The 16,481-nt window shown below is 36.0% G+C and carries 10 protein-coding genes; 4 read left to right on the forward strand and 6 right to left on the reverse strand.

Annotation, left to right across the window (positions count from 1 at the left end; genetic code table 11):
* Positions 1-386: 386 nt before the first annotated feature.
* Positions 387-1,223 carry a DUF1460 domain-containing protein gene (locus tag ACFIJR_RS05945; protein ID WP_375626183.1) on the reverse strand — a complete coding sequence of 279 codons (837 nt, stop codon included), beginning with the start codon at positions 1,221-1,223 and terminating at the stop codon, positions 387-389.
* Positions 1,224-1,844: 621 nt separating this feature from the next.
* On the opposite strand from ACFIJR_RS05945, the gene ACFIJR_RS05950 reads away from it, so the two are divergent.
* Entirely contained in the window at positions 1,845-3,065 is a 1,221-nt protein-coding gene (locus ACFIJR_RS05950; RefSeq protein WP_375626181.1) for an MFS transporter, read from the forward strand.
* A gap of 492 nt (positions 3,066-3,557) precedes the next feature.
* Here the strand turns inward: ACFIJR_RS05950 and carA are convergent, their stop codons facing one another.
* Positions 3,558-4,754 (reverse strand): glutamine-hydrolyzing carbamoyl-phosphate synthase small subunit, encoded by a 1,197-nt coding sequence (gene carA / locus ACFIJR_RS05955; protein WP_375626180.1) that lies wholly within the window; start codon positions 4,752-4,754, stop codon positions 3,558-3,560.
* Positions 4,755-5,012: 258 nt separating this feature from the next.
* Here carA and ACFIJR_RS05960 point away from each other — a divergent pair, with 258 nt between their 5' ends.
* Positions 5,013-5,465 carry a GatB/YqeY domain-containing protein gene (locus ACFIJR_RS05960; RefSeq protein WP_375626178.1) on the forward strand — a complete coding sequence of 151 codons (453 nt, stop codon included), beginning with the start codon at positions 5,013-5,015 and terminating at the stop codon, positions 5,463-5,465.
* A 680-nt stretch (positions 5,466-6,145) separates the two neighbouring features.
* Here the strand turns inward: ACFIJR_RS05960 and ubiC are convergent.
* From ubiC to ACFIJR_RS05980, 4 genes are all read right to left on the reverse strand, one after another.
* Entirely contained in the window at positions 6,146-6,652 is a 507-nt protein-coding gene (ubiC, locus tag ACFIJR_RS05965) for a chorismate lyase (protein ID WP_375626176.1), read from the reverse strand.
* Between the two features lie 1,078 nt (positions 6,653-7,730).
* Positions 7,731-7,982, reverse strand: coding sequence for a GlsB/YeaQ/YmgE family stress response membrane protein (locus ACFIJR_RS05970; protein ID WP_375626175.1), 252 nt, complete (start codon positions 7,980-7,982; stop codon positions 7,731-7,733).
* An 866-nt stretch (positions 7,983-8,848) separates the two neighbouring features.
* Entirely contained in the window at positions 8,849-10,540 is a 1,692-nt protein-coding gene (locus tag ACFIJR_RS05975) for a Na/Pi cotransporter family protein (RefSeq protein ID WP_375653812.1), read from the reverse strand.
* 70 nt (positions 10,541-10,610) lie between these two features.
* Positions 10,611-11,828, reverse strand: a complete 1,218-nt coding sequence (locus ACFIJR_RS05980) for a mechanosensitive ion channel family protein (protein WP_375626171.1) — start codon at positions 11,826-11,828, stop codon at positions 10,611-10,613.
* 135 nt (positions 11,829-11,963) lie between these two features.
* On the opposite strand from ACFIJR_RS05980, the gene dnaG reads away from it, so the two are divergent.
* Both dnaG and rpoD read left to right on the forward strand, forming a co-directional pair.
* On the forward strand, positions 11,964-13,901 hold the full coding sequence (gene dnaG, locus ACFIJR_RS05985) for a DNA primase (RefSeq protein WP_375627035.1): 1,938 nt from the start codon (positions 11,964-11,966) through the stop codon (positions 13,899-13,901).
* Positions 13,902-14,290: 389 nt separating this feature from the next.
* Positions 14,291-16,306, forward strand: coding sequence for an RNA polymerase sigma factor RpoD (rpoD, locus tag ACFIJR_RS05990; RefSeq protein ID WP_375626202.1), 2,016 nt, complete (start codon positions 14,291-14,293; stop codon positions 16,304-16,306).
* The last annotated feature ends 175 nt before the right edge of the window (positions 16,307-16,481 follow it).

The following is a 16,481-nucleotide window of genomic DNA, read 5'->3' on the forward strand; positions in this document are numbered from 1 at the left end:
TTATAAAATACTTTATGAGATAAAAACAAAACATATCTGGCGTTACTTTTACTTATTTTTACAAACGTTTATCTATGTCTTTTGCGCTATATTCGTAAAGATCAGATTAGTGATAATCTATAGATAATTCTTGGTTGAGAATATAAAAGGAAAGCCTGATACTAAAATAGAGTTTTGCCTGTCTTTATTGTTCAACCAGTAAAAGTGATCACAAATCCGTGATTTTTTACATACCTGTAAACAAAGTTAGATCAAAACGACTTTTTCTCTAAAAACTGTAAAAATATATTGTATCCGTATAGCTTGAACGAAGTTAGATGTTTACCTGAATAACTACAGTATATATTTTAAGAATAGAGAAGATATTTCATATCACTATGATGTTATTAAAGAGCTCTTAAAACAATGATTCCTGGTGTTTTTGCAACATAATCCATAAAAGGAGAATCAACGACTTTTTCGTTTTCTTTTCGTGAAGAAGCATTTCTTAACATTGGCCCTTTATCTGTCATGATAAAGAAGCCCACATGTGTTACATCCAATCCAGCAAGTTTCGTATAAATACCAATAAAATCACCAGACTGTAAACGACCTACAACCTCCTCATTAATAAAGTTACTTGGGATATACGTTATCGTGCGTTTCACAACTGGCAACCCAGGTAGATAGTTTTCACCATCAGCTTTTTTGTTGAGATATTTTTCTATTTTTACCGCATGGGGACTTATTTCAGCGGTAATATCAGTGGCGAGTTTATATTCTCTATAAGCCCAGTCTGTAAAAAAATGTTTGCGATTTAAAAAATGAATATTACCGTTAATATAACGCGTTTTTATGACGTTATTTATGAATTCTGTTTGGGATGTTGATTTGCGTAATGCTTCAACATAATCCAGATAAGTGAAGCAATCTAAGCCTCTAAAATCAATAATCAGTTTTTCTGGTGTCTTTTCTGAGCCATGTAACATATTTGCTTGGTAAGGTGTCCCTAAAAAAGCTTCAGAAAGAAAGTCAATTAGTGTCCCTTTTTCCTGATAATTTGTTTCTGAACGTTTTTTGAGAAGAGCATTTAGTTTATTTAGAGTATAAGGATCTAGTTTTATGTTGTTTGTTTGTTGTGTTTTTATTTTATTTCCTAAAATACTCTCTTGTGAATCAGAATCCTGAACATCATATCCTGTTACCAATATTAAAATGAGAACTAATAGAGATATTTTTCGCATTCTATACACCATTTTTGCATTAACAATTCATGACTAACTATTTCTAAAAGTGCTATTTTTTAAATGCGTATCACGATCATTATTAGATTTAACAGTAGCATATAATCATTAAGAGCATCAATGAATATAAAGATATAATCATGGTTTTTAAGGTTACACAAATTGCAAGCGATATGAATAGTTTCTAAGATTATAGAATTAAAGAATATTTCTCTATAATATACTTATCTTTTAAAAGGTTTCAATTGCTATAGGATATCTAACGTATCAAATGGAATTGAGATTCCTGAAAACGGTGGTATGAGAAGGGGAAATGATGTCTGATAAAATTCATCATAATGTCTCTAAAACTATTGGAAATGCTCTGTGTTTCATGAAATTTTGTTTATGAGTTGGTCGCACAAATATTTTATTCGTATAATGCAAAAAAATATTTTTATGCTTTGACAATGATATACTAATTAAAACGTAATTTTATATTTTTATCTTGACTCTTACTTAAATTTTTACTTTGCTATTATTTTATATATGACAAGTATATGGTATAGAATACTTTTAAAAGGAAAAGGGAGTAAAAAGATAGCGGGGGAGTAATTGTATGCGTAAAATAGTGTGTATGTTATGCAAGACCAAATGCTCAATCCGAATTTTGTTCAGCGTGGGCTCGTTTTAGTGTTCATCACTTTATTGTTAGATATTCTTGGCATTGCGATTATTTGTCCTGTTTTGCCTGAATATTTTTCTCAATTAACTGGAAAAGATGTCAGTACATCTTTTGTAGAAAGAGGAAAATTACTTGCAGCTTATTCAGTGATGCAGTTTTTGTTTGCTCCTGTTATTGGCAATCTCTCTGATCGTTATGGTCGTCGTCCTATTTTGCTGCTCTCTATTATCTGCTTTGCTCTTGATAATCTCATATGTGCCATAGCATGGAGTTATTCTATGTTATTTATCGGGCGTCTTTTGTCAGGGATGAGTGGTGCTAGTTTTGCAACTTGTACAGCTTATCTTGCGGATATATCCGATGATAAAACCCGTACACGCAATTTTGGTCTGTTAGGCGTTGCATCCGCATTGGGGTTTATTTTAGGATCGTTTATTGGTGGTTTTTTAGGTCAGTTTGGTCCGCGTATACCGTTTTATTTTGCTGCTGGTTTTTCACTCATTAATTTTATTTTTGCTTGGCTTATGCTTCCAGAAACTCTTTCTCTGTGGAATAGGCGCTTTTTTGATATTAAGCGGGCAAATCCCTTAGGTGCTTTTTGGCACCTGAAACAATATCCGATGGTTCTTTGGGTGTTATTGGTCTTTTTTCTTTATTGGTTTGCGGAATCTGTATGGTTAAGTATTTGGGCTTTCATTGCAAAAGAACGCTATGATTGGAGTTCTTTTTCTATTGGGCTCTCCTATAGTGTTTTTGGGATAGGCCAATTTATTGTAGTCGCTCTCATTTTGCCTTATTTTTCTAAACGATGGAGTGATTGGCATATTGTTATAGTGGGGCTTTTGTTTGCCTCCGTTGCTATGCTAGGCTATACATTCGCAACGCAGGGGTGGATGGTTTATATGGTTTGTGCGTGTACAATGCTTGAATATCTTGTTCATGCACCTATACGTGCTATTGCTTCAGCGCAGGTGCCAACAAATGTACAAGGAGAACTGCAAGGAGCGATGACATCTGTTATTTCGTTAAGTTTAATATTTGGTTCTGTTTTTTATGTGTTTCTTTTTGAATGTTTTACAGATAAAAATGCACAGTTTTATTTTTCTGGTGCCCCTTTTGTTGGAGGCTTTTTTCTTCTTGTCGTTGCAACAGTTATTTTTGCCTTGCGGGTACGTTAATTTTTTGAGAGGGGCTGGTACGTACTATTTTGCTAGAGAATGCACAAGATAAACAAAATGTATCATTTTATAGGCAGAAAGTTTTTTGTGATATTTGTTTCACAAAGTGTTGTATAGAATATCGATACATTCTTCTCATTTAGTGCAAATAATTTTTTTTATTCTTTAATAGGAATTACGCTTCTCATGCAAAATAGAATGCTTAGAATTGTATTGTGAATCCAATACTTATTTGAGGCACTTTACTCTTTTTAAAAATGGTTTTTATCGACACACTTATCTTGCTTAGGGGGAAGCCAATGATTTTGATGAATACAATTCTAAGAGGAGAGGTCATGAGAAAAATTCAAGTTATTCAGTGCTCTCATCTTAGTTGCAAAATGATAAATAATAACACTTATTCAATAAGTTGTAGGTATACAAATAATATAGTTGTGTATGGGAAGATGATATAATTTAAAGGAGAGAAGCTAGAAAGTGAGATATTTTATTTTAAGATATTTTTTTATAATTCATAATGAGATCACAGAAATGCTGAAAGAGGTAGTGGCTATCTTGTGGTCCAGGAGAAGCTTCGGGGTGATATTGAACAGAAAAAACTGGTTTTCCAATGATTCGAATACCACAGTTTGAACCATCAAAGAGAGAAATATGTGTTTCTTGTACATGTTGTGGTAAAGAGGCAGAATCTACGGCGAAACCGTGATTCATCGATACAATCTCAACTTTTCCAGTGTTGAGGTCTTTAACTGGGTGGTTGGCACCATGATGTCCTTGGTGCATTTTCACGGTTTTTGCACCAACCGTAAGAGCGAGAAGTTGGTGACCAAGACATATTCCAAAAATTGGTAAATTATGATCAATTAATGTTTTGATCGTTGGAACGGCATATTGAGCCGTAGCTGCGGGGTCCCCTGGTCCATTAGAAAGAAAAACTCCATCAGGGTTCATTGCTAGAATTTCTTTTGCAGTTGTGTGGGCAGGCACAACAGTAATGCGTGCTTTTTGTGTTGCCATAAGGCGAAGAATATTGCGTTTAATACCATAGTCAATTGCAATGATATGAAGATTATGCACATTATTTGTACTGTATCCTTTGTTCCAGCTCCATGGTTTTTCATCCCATTGCATTGATGATTGAGATGTCACATCTTTCGTAAGGTCAAGATTGACGAGACCGTGCCATTTTTGCGCACGTTTCTTTAAAGAAGGAATATCAAAATTTCCATTAGAATCATGTGCAATGACAGCATTTTGCGCACCTTTTTCACGAATAAGAATTGTGAGCGCACGTGTATCAATACCACAAAGTGCAATAATTTTATGCGTTTTAAGCCATTGATGAAGATTTTCATTGGCACGATAATTTGAGGGATGTGTAATGTCTGCCTTGAAAATAGCGCCAACAGCACCATGACAATCGAGAGGAGAGAGAGCTTCAATATCTTCACTATTTGCCCCTACATTTCCTATATGAGGAAAAGTAAAATTAACGATTTGTTGTGTGTATGACGGGTCTGTGAGGATTTCTTCATAGCCTGTGATGGCGGTGTTAAAACACACTTCAGCTTCAGCAATACCTGTAGCACCTGCTCCTTTGCCTTCAATAACGGTTCCATCAGCTAAGACTAAGAGGGCTGTAGGTTTTTTGATACTCCAAGGGTGGCTGGGTGAAGTCGTTTGTATCATAGTATGTATCCACAATTTATTCTCTGAAAGGTATAATGATCAACTTTACACAAAAATCATACCTTTAACAGATGCTGTGTATATTATTCTGGTAATGTTTCGCTTGAAATAGGCAGTATAAGTACATTCCATGAAGAGGTAAAGTCTTGTTTTAGCTTTTCGAAGATCGAGTCCTTAATTATTTTTTTATCCTCCATTGCAAGATGGATAAAGATTGGTTAAAAGGCGCTTTCTTCTTGAACAAAATTGGATAAATTTATGTTGCGTAACCAGATTGATGGGGCTCTTAGGGCTGCTTTGAAAGCGCAAGATAGTGCGCGTCTTGCTACACTCCGTTTAATGAATGCTGCAGTTAGGGATCGTGATATTCTTTATTATGATCAAGGGAAGTTAGAAGTGGATGATCAGCAGATACAGTCTGTTTTCACTAAAATGCTTCAACAGCGTGAAGAATTGATGCGAGTCCATAAAGAGTCTGGTTGCTTGGAATTGGCAGAGAGAGGACAAGCAGAAATAGAAGTTATTCGTGAGTTTCTTCCCTATCAACTTAAGGAGATGGAAGTAGAACAGGTCCTTTGTGAAGCTTTGGTACAAACAAAAGCTGAAAAATTACGCGATATCGGTAAGGTGATGGCATGGCTTAAGGAACGGTATGCAGGGCAAATGAATTTTTCTAAAGTGTGCAATAGTCTTCGTAAAAAATTGCAATAGATCTTATTAATTCAAGGGGATTGGAAAATATTTTTTATTGTGCTTCGCCTTTGTAAGTCAGTAGGATGTTGATAAATGTCATTTATCTTTTACATACATACTATTATCAAAAAAATATTTTTTTGAAATAAACGAATCTTTTTTGGAGCTCATAGAGCAATAAAAACATCTTTTATGTATTATATTTTACTGTTCTTCAAAGCTGTTAGATCATTAACAAAACAAAAAAATTATAGAGTTTCTACTTTTAAAAAAAAGATCTATTGTCTGCACTATTAAAAATTTTAAAATAGGATGATTAAGCTAATTGATACAGATTTCCAATTTTGGGGAGTGTGTTGTTGTCTTTTTTGCTGTTTCAAAGCATTTTTTTGATAAAGAGTTGCCGTATTTTTTAGAGTGCTGATTATTCGGCAAGAAATTTAAATGTGATGATATTTATCAATATGATGTATATCTTCTTAATTCAAGCGCTGGTTTTAATGATAAGAAAATTAGAACGTTAAACATTTTTTCTATAGAAGACATTTTTAAGCTGAGTTGATGAAATGAAAAGATATTTTGAAAATAACTCTTTGTTTGTAATGTGTTTTGAGATGATTTTGAAATTCTTTTCTCTGATTAAATCCCTTATAAGCTATATAAAATCTATAAATTATGCAGAATAAAATGAGTAACCTTTATTGGTGGGGATACAGCGGTGAATCTGTTAAAAATAGTTCAGTTAGCAACAATGGCTTACCCGTTAACCGCAAACGGGAACGGCGTGCCCATAGCACATCTTGTTGACCAATATGAATGTAATCGCGGGTTAATTGGTCATGGTTAAATAAATAATGTCCTAGAGGTACAGTTCCCAAATGCATCAAGGCTTGATTGTGTAGGAGGGTTTCTTGTGGAATTACAGTGCGTCCAAGGAGCCAAGGTTTATTATCTCCCATCAATATGATTTCACGTAGCCAATAACGCGCACTTTCGGGGAGATGCTCTGCTTCGTCTGTTAATTTATCTCGCGTAATAAAACATTCGCGTTGTGGTTGAATTTGGAGGCAGGTACAATATTTCTTTAATCGAAGCGTCATAGAGCCAGATTCCATGAGCCAATTGCGAATGTTTTCTGGTATTGGAGGATTTTGATTAGAGAGCCACTTTAGAGGCGGTAAGATGGAATCTTGAAGATCAGACATCGTTTTACTCCACAGCTAAAGTCTTATTCCATATGTTATGTTGGGTTAAGTAGATAGCTCTATTGTAATACAAGGAGTATAAAAGCAGCAAGATTTTAACAGGAAGATATCAAAGGGAAAGTCGAAAGAAAAGGTCTTTAAAAGAAGATATGCGGGAATTATATATTATAGGATTATTTTCATTAAAAAAGCAAAATAAGGTATTATGTTTTATCCAAGGCGCTTTCACAATGCGTTAGGGAAATTTCTTTATCGCATGAGCAATGGGAAAAATGTTTTGTGCTTTAAAATTCGTTTGTAACGCATATAAAAAGTCATCTATGTAAGATGATATAAAGAGAAAATTTAAAGAGAAATAAAACTTTATTTTATACTTTAGAAAGTGAAGAGATATTCAACCCTTTTGAATTGAGATGTAAAGGAGATCGTATTCTTTATAGTCAATAATTTTATAGTAAGGCATATATTTTTGAAAACTTAAAAATAGATTATATTATTGAAATTGTAATAAATTACTTCATATTAAAGAGTGTTTAGTCTTTTATAATAAATTTATATTAATATGTATTTATAATATATCTATTTTATTTCATAGATTAGAAAAAATCTCTTTATCATTTTTTGCTTACCTTCTCTGTTTATTTCTTAAGAGCGCAAAAGAGCTCTTCGAGTTTTTCGGTAAAAAGGTATTGTTGATGAAGTGTATAGGCGTTAAGTGCTATGCGGTAGAATCTTTAATCATCGTTAGTGATTTTTGTAACCTTACGGATTGTTATTACAGTGAGATGAGCTAGATTTGCGCGTACGGTACGAAAATAAGTTCGTATTTCGTTAAAATAACGCAACATATCTTTCCTGATATGCGTAACTTTATATAGGTATGAAATGGTGCGTTATAAAGATCTTTACTGCATTTCGTTTTAAAATACGGTGATGGTGTATACCCAAAATCGCAGCTTAAGCATCTCACCATCATATCAAAACTGGTGACAACGAGCTCCAGGGAAATATTTCAAACTTTTCTAGTTGTTTCCCAGTTTTTTATTAAATCCCAAAAGGTGTAAAAAAAATAAACGCTCTATGATCGAATTTTTTGTCCTACCCATATAAGAATGCAGGCTCCTATAAAACCTGAAATAAGATAGCCAAGCCAACCAGCAAAACTTACACCTAAAAGACTAAAAAGAAAGCTTGCTAGCGCAGCGCCAATAATCCCTAAGATAATATTTAACAATATTCCTGTTTGGCTTTTCATAATATACTGGGCAGCCCAACCTGCAATTCCGCCGATAATAATAGCTGCAATCCAACCGATGTTTGCATCTTCCATGATACCCTCCTTTGCCTGAACTTAAATTGTAACTAGAGTAAACTTTATAAAAATCAAGATTTATCCCTTTTTTATCCAGTGGAAAGGATATTTTTGTTAGAAATTTTACTTATTATTTTCCTTTATATTTAAATAACATTCACATTTATATAATAACAATACTTAACAAGCATGAGTATATATCACATTTTAATTTATAAATAAATTAATTATTTGAGAAACATGAATAAAAGAAGAAAATATTAGTGAAAATGTTTTAAGAAATCATAAAGTTTATTTATAAGCTTTTTAATCTCTCTCTTAAGTTTAAAAAGCAATTGTGATTTGTGATTAAAGCAATAAGTAAAATGGACATTTAAAAGTCTGGAGCTTGCCAATTGATATCAATGATGTTTGAAATGAAATTAAAACTGTTTTGTTGACACGTTATAGAATGGCTGTATAGGTTGAGCCTCTACCAATCTTGATATAAACGTTGCATTTTTGTGGGGTTTTGCATTCCTTATAGAGTATTTCTGTTTTTGCTGCTACTGCGGGGCAGTTCCTTTTTACAAGGCGAGTTTAGGTTGGAACCATCATACTCTTGACTTTCTCTTTATGTGTTTAACAGTCTTGGCTTTGAGATGATTAGGCATTTTTACGTCTTTCTTCAAGAATTCTATTCTACATGCTGCTTTGTTTATAATGTGCAAGCAAATGACTTTGAGTAATTCATCATGAATAGATTTTAAATGAAAGAAATTTACGATGCAGAAAACTCATTTAAATTGTCAAATAATAAAATATTTTGATTAAATCAATATCTTGACCATATTCCAAATCGAGTAATCGATGTGATGTATTTCTTATTCAAGTTATTTAAAAGTTTAAGGTTTTTCTGTTTGTTCTTCAGCAGGGTTGCGTAGGCGAGAACTTTGAAGAAGTCCCTGTTCTTCTAAAATGGGGTAGATCATTGAGGTCAAAAGAGAGTTGATTTGTTTAAGGTCGCGGACAGTGTCGAGATGAAGACTGGATGATTCTACATTTTTGAGATCCCCTTCACGCAAACGTTTAAAATGTTTTAAACTCATCTCTTTTTCTAAGTTTCGTAGTTGATCTTTTTTTTGTACCAATAGGTGTGCAGTGTGTGTATCGCGTGAGACGAGAACGTTAAATGCTATATGCGCGTTGGCTAGTACAATGGCGTGGAAACGAAGGAGATCATTCCAGCCCTCACTGCTGAACTGTAAACCTTTTTGTTGTTTCTTTTTAACCAGCATCAGCATATTATGAATAATGATATCGCCTGCTTGGTCTAATTTTATACAGGCGCCTAGAAGTTCTTGCGTTTGAAGAGCTTCTTCGTCAGATAATTTTTGTCCCGCTAATCGTGCAAGATAAAGTTTGATGGCGATATGTTTTTTGTCCAATATGGTGTTGAGTTGGTTAAGTTCACGAATAATATTGGGATCAGGACTTTCATAAAGTCCCATGATTTTTTCTAGCATGATGTCCACAAGATCACAAATATGAATGACTTCACGCATGACATTCGAGAGAGCGAGAGAGGGGCGTTCAAGCACACTGTCATCAAGAGCTGTTTGATCCGATAAATTGAGCGTTTTGTCGGTTTGCGTTTTTTTTGCACTTATATGAACAATTTGAGTGGTTAATTTTAAAACCCATTTTGAAAGCGGTATTCCAGCAAGGAGAATGAAAACATTAAAAATAATGTGGGCGTTGATCACTTGAGTAGGGGCGTTATTGCCAAGCCATGTGATGGGAGGGCGAAAGGAGAGAAATAAGATAAGTACAAGGATTGAACCGGCCCCACGCATGAGTAAGTTTCCTAAGGGAACGAGGCGGGTATTAGGAGAGGCGTTGCGCGTTAAAAGTGGTGCTATAAGAGAAGAGCCAAAGTTGACACCAAGAACCATGACAACACAGAGTTGCGTATGGATAAGATCGTAGTTGGCAAAATTGACCAGCAAAATGATTCCTGCAATAGATGAATGTAAGAGGTAGGTTAAGCCAGCAGCCAACAAAAAAGTGGAAACAGGATCGGTTGAAAGATAACGAATGATGCTAGGCAAAATTTCGCTTTCACGTAAAGGTTCTGTCGCTGTACTTATCATCTCTAAAGATAAAATCAAAAGACCAATACCGATGACAATACGTCCTATTTGACGCCACTCACGTTTTTCTGTTGTCATGAAGATACAAGTGCCAATTAAAAGACAAAGGGGCACAACAAGTGTGAGATCATAGGTGAGAATTTTAACAACGATCGCTGATCCTAATTCTCCTCCGCGTACAGCCATAAGCCCCGCTACTCCAGAGACAAAACCAGATTCAACGAAAGAACCAACAAGGAGCGTTATTGCTGTAGAGCTTTGTAAAATCATTGCTGTAAAAAGCCCAAAACTTACAGCAAACAATGGTTTTGAAATAACGTGGCACATTTTATATTTAAGTCTGTCACCATAGGCGCGTTCAATTCCTGTGCGCACCATGCGTGTGGCCCAGAGAAGTAAAGAAACAGCGCCGGCAAGATGAAGGAGTACCAATGAACCATTCATGATACTTTATTCTTTCTCTGTTGTTATGAATATGTTTGCCTCAAAATTGATAAATTAAAGTTTATCGTTTTTATTTCGCTTTTGCTTTTAATACTTGATTAAAATCATAACCGCTTGGATTTTGAAAAACCTTTAGACCAAAACAAGGAAGAATGGAATAAAGGTGATCAAAAATATCACCTTGAATTTGTTCGTAGTCTATCCAAACGGTGGTGTTCGTAAAGCAATAAATTTCCAGGGGTAGACCATTTTCTGTAGGAGGTAATTGCCGTGCCATAAAGGTCATATTAGGGTTGATGTTTATATGCTGTTGTAGATAAGCAAAAACATAAGCGCGAAAAGTTCCAATGTTGGTTAAACGGCGCGTATTGGCTAAGACATCATGATTTTTATCTAATTGAGCGTTCCATTGGTCAATTTCCGCTACTTTTTGTGTGAAATAATTTTCTAATAAATTAAATCGGGAAAGATATTTTTGTTCTTCTTCTGTGAGAAAATGGATACTTGATTGATCAATAAAAAGGGAGCGTTTGATGCGTCTTCCACCCGATTCTTGCATTCCACGCCAATTTTTAAAAGGGTCGGTTACAAGTTTACGGATAGGAACTGAGGTGATGGTGTTGTCGAAATTTTGAACTTTAACAGTATGCAGGGCAATTTCAATAACATCACCATCGGCGCCGAGATTGGGGATTTCAATCCAATCACCAACGCGAACCATATCAGTGGATGAAATTTGAATACCGGCAACGAGAGAAAGAAGCGTATCTTGAAAAATTAACATGAGAACCGCGGCCATTGCACCAAGACCGGAGAAGAGAATAAGAGGGGAGCGGTCAATCAATGTAGCGACCATTAAAACTGTCGCAACAGCAAAAAGTGCAATTTTAGCAATTTGAATATAACCTTTTATTGGTTTTAACCGTGCTGTTGGTCGTTGTTCGTAGAGGATATTAATGACATTCAGACAGGCAGAAATTGTCAGAACAACAAAAAAGATAATGAAGGCGTTAGCAACATTACCGATGACAGTACTGAATGCATTGGGCAATGTTGGTATAAAATTAACACCAACTGAAATAATAAAGGCTGAAATGATATCCGCTATGTATTGAATAGCATTATTAATATCCACCGTTGTATTTTTGGGGAGAAAAGAAGAGAGTTTTTTTGCTCCGTGAATAAGTAATTTTCGTCCTAGAAAGTTGACTAAAAGGGCAAATATAGTAAGAATAACAAGCCAAGAAATAGCCTCTAACCACGGATATTGAACAATAAATTCGATCACTTTTCTACTCTCCATTTCTGAAATTATATGCAGTTAAGAGTTTAAAATTTTACAACTGCTTAAGAGGAAGTATTGGAATTATGCTCTAAAGTCGTTAAATATGCAAAAAAGAATTTTCAAACTTTGTGAGAGATAATGCGTTTCCCGCCCGATTTCCTTAATGAACTGCGTACGAGACTCCCAATTTCAACAGTGATTGGTCAACGGGTGGATTTTGATCCTCGAAAAAGTAAGCCTTCACGGGGAGACTTTTGGTGTTGTTGTCCATTTCATGGTGAAAAAACGCCAAGTTTTCATTGTGATGATCATAAAGGGCGCTATTATTGTTTTGGTTGTGGTGTAAGTGGGGATATTTTTACCTTTTTGTGTGAGCTTGATGGATTGCACTTTTCAGAAAGTGTAGAGCGTTTGGCTGATTTTGCGGGAATGAAACTCCCTATTTGGGATTCACAAAGTCATAAACGTCAACTGGAAAAAGCTGAGCTTTATGATGTGATGAAAATTGCTACAGATTTTTTTCAATATAATTTACGCTATAAAGGAGGTGCGCAAGCACGTCGTTATCTGGATGCACGTGGTGTGACACCAGAGCTCGTAGAGCGTTTCCGCATTGGTTTTGCACCGGTAAGGCGTACAGCTTTGAAAGAAGCTTTGAGTGCACGGGGCATTTCAATAAAGCAAATGGAAGAATGTGGACTTCTCACAGTGCATGAGGGGAGTGCGGATTCTTATGACCGATTTAGAAATCGTATTATGTTTCCTATCGAAGATTTGCGCGGACGTGTGGTGGCTTTCGGAGGGCGTGCATTAGAGACAGAGACACGAGCAAAATATCTCAATAGCCCTGAAACAGTGCTGTTTCATAAAGGAAATATACTTTATAACGCGGTAGCGGCTCGCAAAAACAGTCGCTTTGTTGGCGATGAAAAAAATCATTCACTCCTTGTTGTTGAGGGGTATATGGATGTCATTGCATTGACTAAAGCTGGTTTTGAAGGAGTCGTAGCACCCTTAGGGACAGCATTAACGGAAGCGCAAATTGAGCTTTTATGGCAGATGGGGAAGGAGCCCATTTTGTGTTTTGATGGTGATGCTGCTGGTTTAAACGCTGCTTTTCGTGTTGCTGATCGTGTGTTGCCTCTTTTAAAGGCTGGGGTTTGTGTACGCTTTGTTTTGTTGCCACAAGGAAAAGATCCTGATGAAATTGTTTGTGCTGGTGGAGCACAACTTTTTTCTTCTTTTTTGCAAAAAGAAATTCCTTTGAGTGAGCTTTTATGGTGGCGTGCTACCTATGGAAAGCATTTTGAAACTCCAGAGACACGAGCAGCGCTAGAAAAACAACTAAAACAACAAATTTTTACGATTAAGGATGAAGATGTCCGTCGTTATTATTTGCAAGATGTAAAAAAACGCCTTTTTGATTTTTTTCGTCCCTCTTTTTCGAAAAAAAGGGGGGAAGGGCGATATGATCAATCTTCACCAAATAGGATCTTTAAAGATCAATCCTTTTCTCTGTTAGCAAATTCTGAAATAGTACGAAATTCTTCGCAATCTATTCCTTTGCGAGAAGCAGTGATTTTACTCACTTTAGCTTACTATCCTGAGTTGTGGTATGAAAATTTTGAAAATCTTTCTGAGTTAGAATTAAAAAATACTCAATTGATGTGCTTTCATCAAGCTATGTTGGAAATTCTTGGGAATCAACAGCTTCATGATAAGGAGACGATGGTTGCGCTCTTAGAAAAAAGAGGGCAAAAGGCTCTGTTAGAGCGTATGAAACATCTTGTGCAAAATATTGGTATGCATATTATTTTTGGTAGAGCTTCTATAGAGGATGCACGTGCGATATTAAAACAAGCTGTCTACTTGCATCTTCAAGAACACCACCTACATAAGAGATTACAGGATATTAAAGAGCAACTTGTAGAAAATCCTAAGAGTGAGGTTTTTGATCTGCTTCGTGAGGTAAAAAATGAGCTGGAGCAGATGCAGGCAACAGAAGCGTTAATTGAAGGGTTTGGAAGTTGGTTGGATGAAAAAATAGACGGGAATACACAAGATACGATAAAATGATTCGCTTTTTTAATGCGAATCAGTCACTTAAATTTTAGATGAGGAAGTTTATGGGAGTGACATTTTCATAAAGATGGCAATTAAATTTTAGGAAAAGCGGGTAAATTTTAGGAAAAGCGGGAAATTGGTTCTTACGATAGGGTACAGAGATTATCTCAGAAGGGCTGAGAGGTGTCGGGGAAACTTCTGGAGTTTTCCCGCGTTTTTGTCTGGATGTCAAGTTTGTCTGGATGTTAAGGCGTATACAAAATGTATTCTTTCCAATAGTAATCTCTTAAAAGGAAGTATATATGAGAAACTATTGGTAGATTTTAGTGAGAGCAAAAAAACTGGTCACATGGAAACTATGGTTACATGGAAACTGTGAAGTGGTCGAGTGGAGTTATGGTATGGCAACAAAGGTTAAACAGAAAGATAGTGCAGAAGTAACAAGCCAAGCAAGTTTGGATGGTCCTCTTCTTGATTTTTCTGATGATGCCATCAAGAAAATGATTAAACTTGCCAAAAAAAATGGCTACGTAACAATGGATGAACTCAATGCTGTTCTTCCTTCTGACGAGGTTACATCCGAACAAATTGAAGATATCTTGGCGATGTTCTCTGAGATGGGGGTTAATGTTGTGGATGATGAGGATGAGGTTGAGTCTGAAAATTATGAAGAAGAAGTTACAGTAGAGGGTGGTGATTTAGTAGAGGCCTCTAGCCACGCAATTGCAACGACAACGAATAAACGCGAAGTAACAGATCGTACGGATGATCCGGTGCGTATGTATTTGCGTGAAATGGGAGCTGTTGAGCTTCTTTCACGGGAAGGTGAAATTGCTATTGCTAAGCGTATTGAAGCAGGGCGTGAGACAATGATTGCGGGACTTTGTGAGAGTCCTTTAACTTTTCAGGCTCTTATTATATGGCGTGACGAGTTAAAAGAACAGCGTATTCTTCTTCGTGAAATTATTGATCTTGAAACAACTTATGCTGGTCCAGAAGCAAAGCAGGCTCCTGTTATTGAGCGAAGTGAAGTGAATAAGACAGAAGAAGAAAAAATGTCTTCTGGTATACGTAATATGGGGGAGAGCGCAGGAGAGAGAAACATTGAAGACGATGATGAAGAAGACGATGACGATGTTAACTTATCGCTTGCTGCAATGGAAAATGAACTTTGTCCTCAAGTTATGGAAACATTGGATTTTATTGCTCAAACCTATGTGAAATTACGAAAATTACAAGATCAGCATGTTGAAAGCAGTTTGGCAGAGCGTAAAGAGGGGGCCCTTACATCTTCTCAGAAGAAGAAATATATTCAATTAAAGGGTGAGTTGATTCAAGCAGTAAAATCTCTTTCTTTAAACCAAAATCGTATCGAGGCTTTGGTTGAACAGCTTTATGACATCAATAAGAGATTGATTCATAATGAAGGTAAGCTGAAACGGATTGCCAACAGCTATGGTATTGGCCATGAGGATTTTTTAAAAGAATACCAAGGGCGTGAATTGGACGCAGATTGGATGAATTATATTGCTGCTTTGCCTACACCTGGTTGGAAAGAATTTTCGATGCGTGAAGCAAAAGAAATCCAAAAATTGCGAAGTGAGATACAAAATCTTGCGCAAGAAACGGCTATTTCGATTGGTGAATTTCGTCGGATTGTTATGCAGGTGCAGAAAGGTGAACGCGAATCAACAATTGCGAAAAAGGAGATGGTAGAATCTAATTTGCGTCTTGTCATTTCAATTGCAAAAAAATACACTAATCGTGGTTTGCAGTTTCTTGATCTTATTCAAGAAGGCAATATCGGTTTGATGAAGGCTGTGGATAAGTTTGAATATCGGCGCGGCTACAAGTTTTCGACTTATGCAACATGGTGGATTCGTCAGGCGATTACGCGTTCAATTGCTGATCAGGCGCGTACGATTCGCATCCCTGTTCATATGATTGAAACAATTAATAAAATCGTTCGTACATCGCGTCAGATTCTCCATGAAATTGGACGAGAACCAACACCAGAAGAATTATCTAGCAAGCTTTCTATGCCGTTAGAAAAAGTACGAAAAGTTCTTAAAATTGCAAAAGAACCCATTTCACTCGAAACGCCCGTTGGTGATGAAGATGATTCCCATTTGGGTGATTTTATTGAGGATAGGAATGCGTTATTACCAATTGATGCAGCTATCCAAGCTAATCTGCGAGATACGACAACACGCGTTCTTGCTTCATTAACACCGCGGGAAGAACGTGTTTTGCGGATGCGTTTTGGAATAGGGATGAATACAGATCACACGTTGGAAGAAGTAGGACAACAATTTTCAGTTACAAGAGAGCGTATTCGTCAGATTGAAGCAAAGGCACTTCGTAAATTAAAACATCCTAGCCGTTCACGAAAATTGCGCAGTTTTCTCGATTCTTAAATAAAGAAATTCGTGTGCATTTTAATAAATCTCTCTTTCTTCTTAATGAAGGGGAGGTGTGTCACATTGTACTTGGATGCTTTTTTGAGAAAATATGGGAAGAATTTGAATAATCCAGAAAGTTTACGATGTTTAATGTTTTTCTTAGCTTTTGAATTTTGTATTTCTTTTTCTG

The organism is Bartonella sp. OD88NMGDW, assembly GCF_042193775.1.
Lineage (GTDB): Bacteria > Pseudomonadota > Alphaproteobacteria > Rhizobiales > Rhizobiaceae > Bartonella > Bartonella grahamii.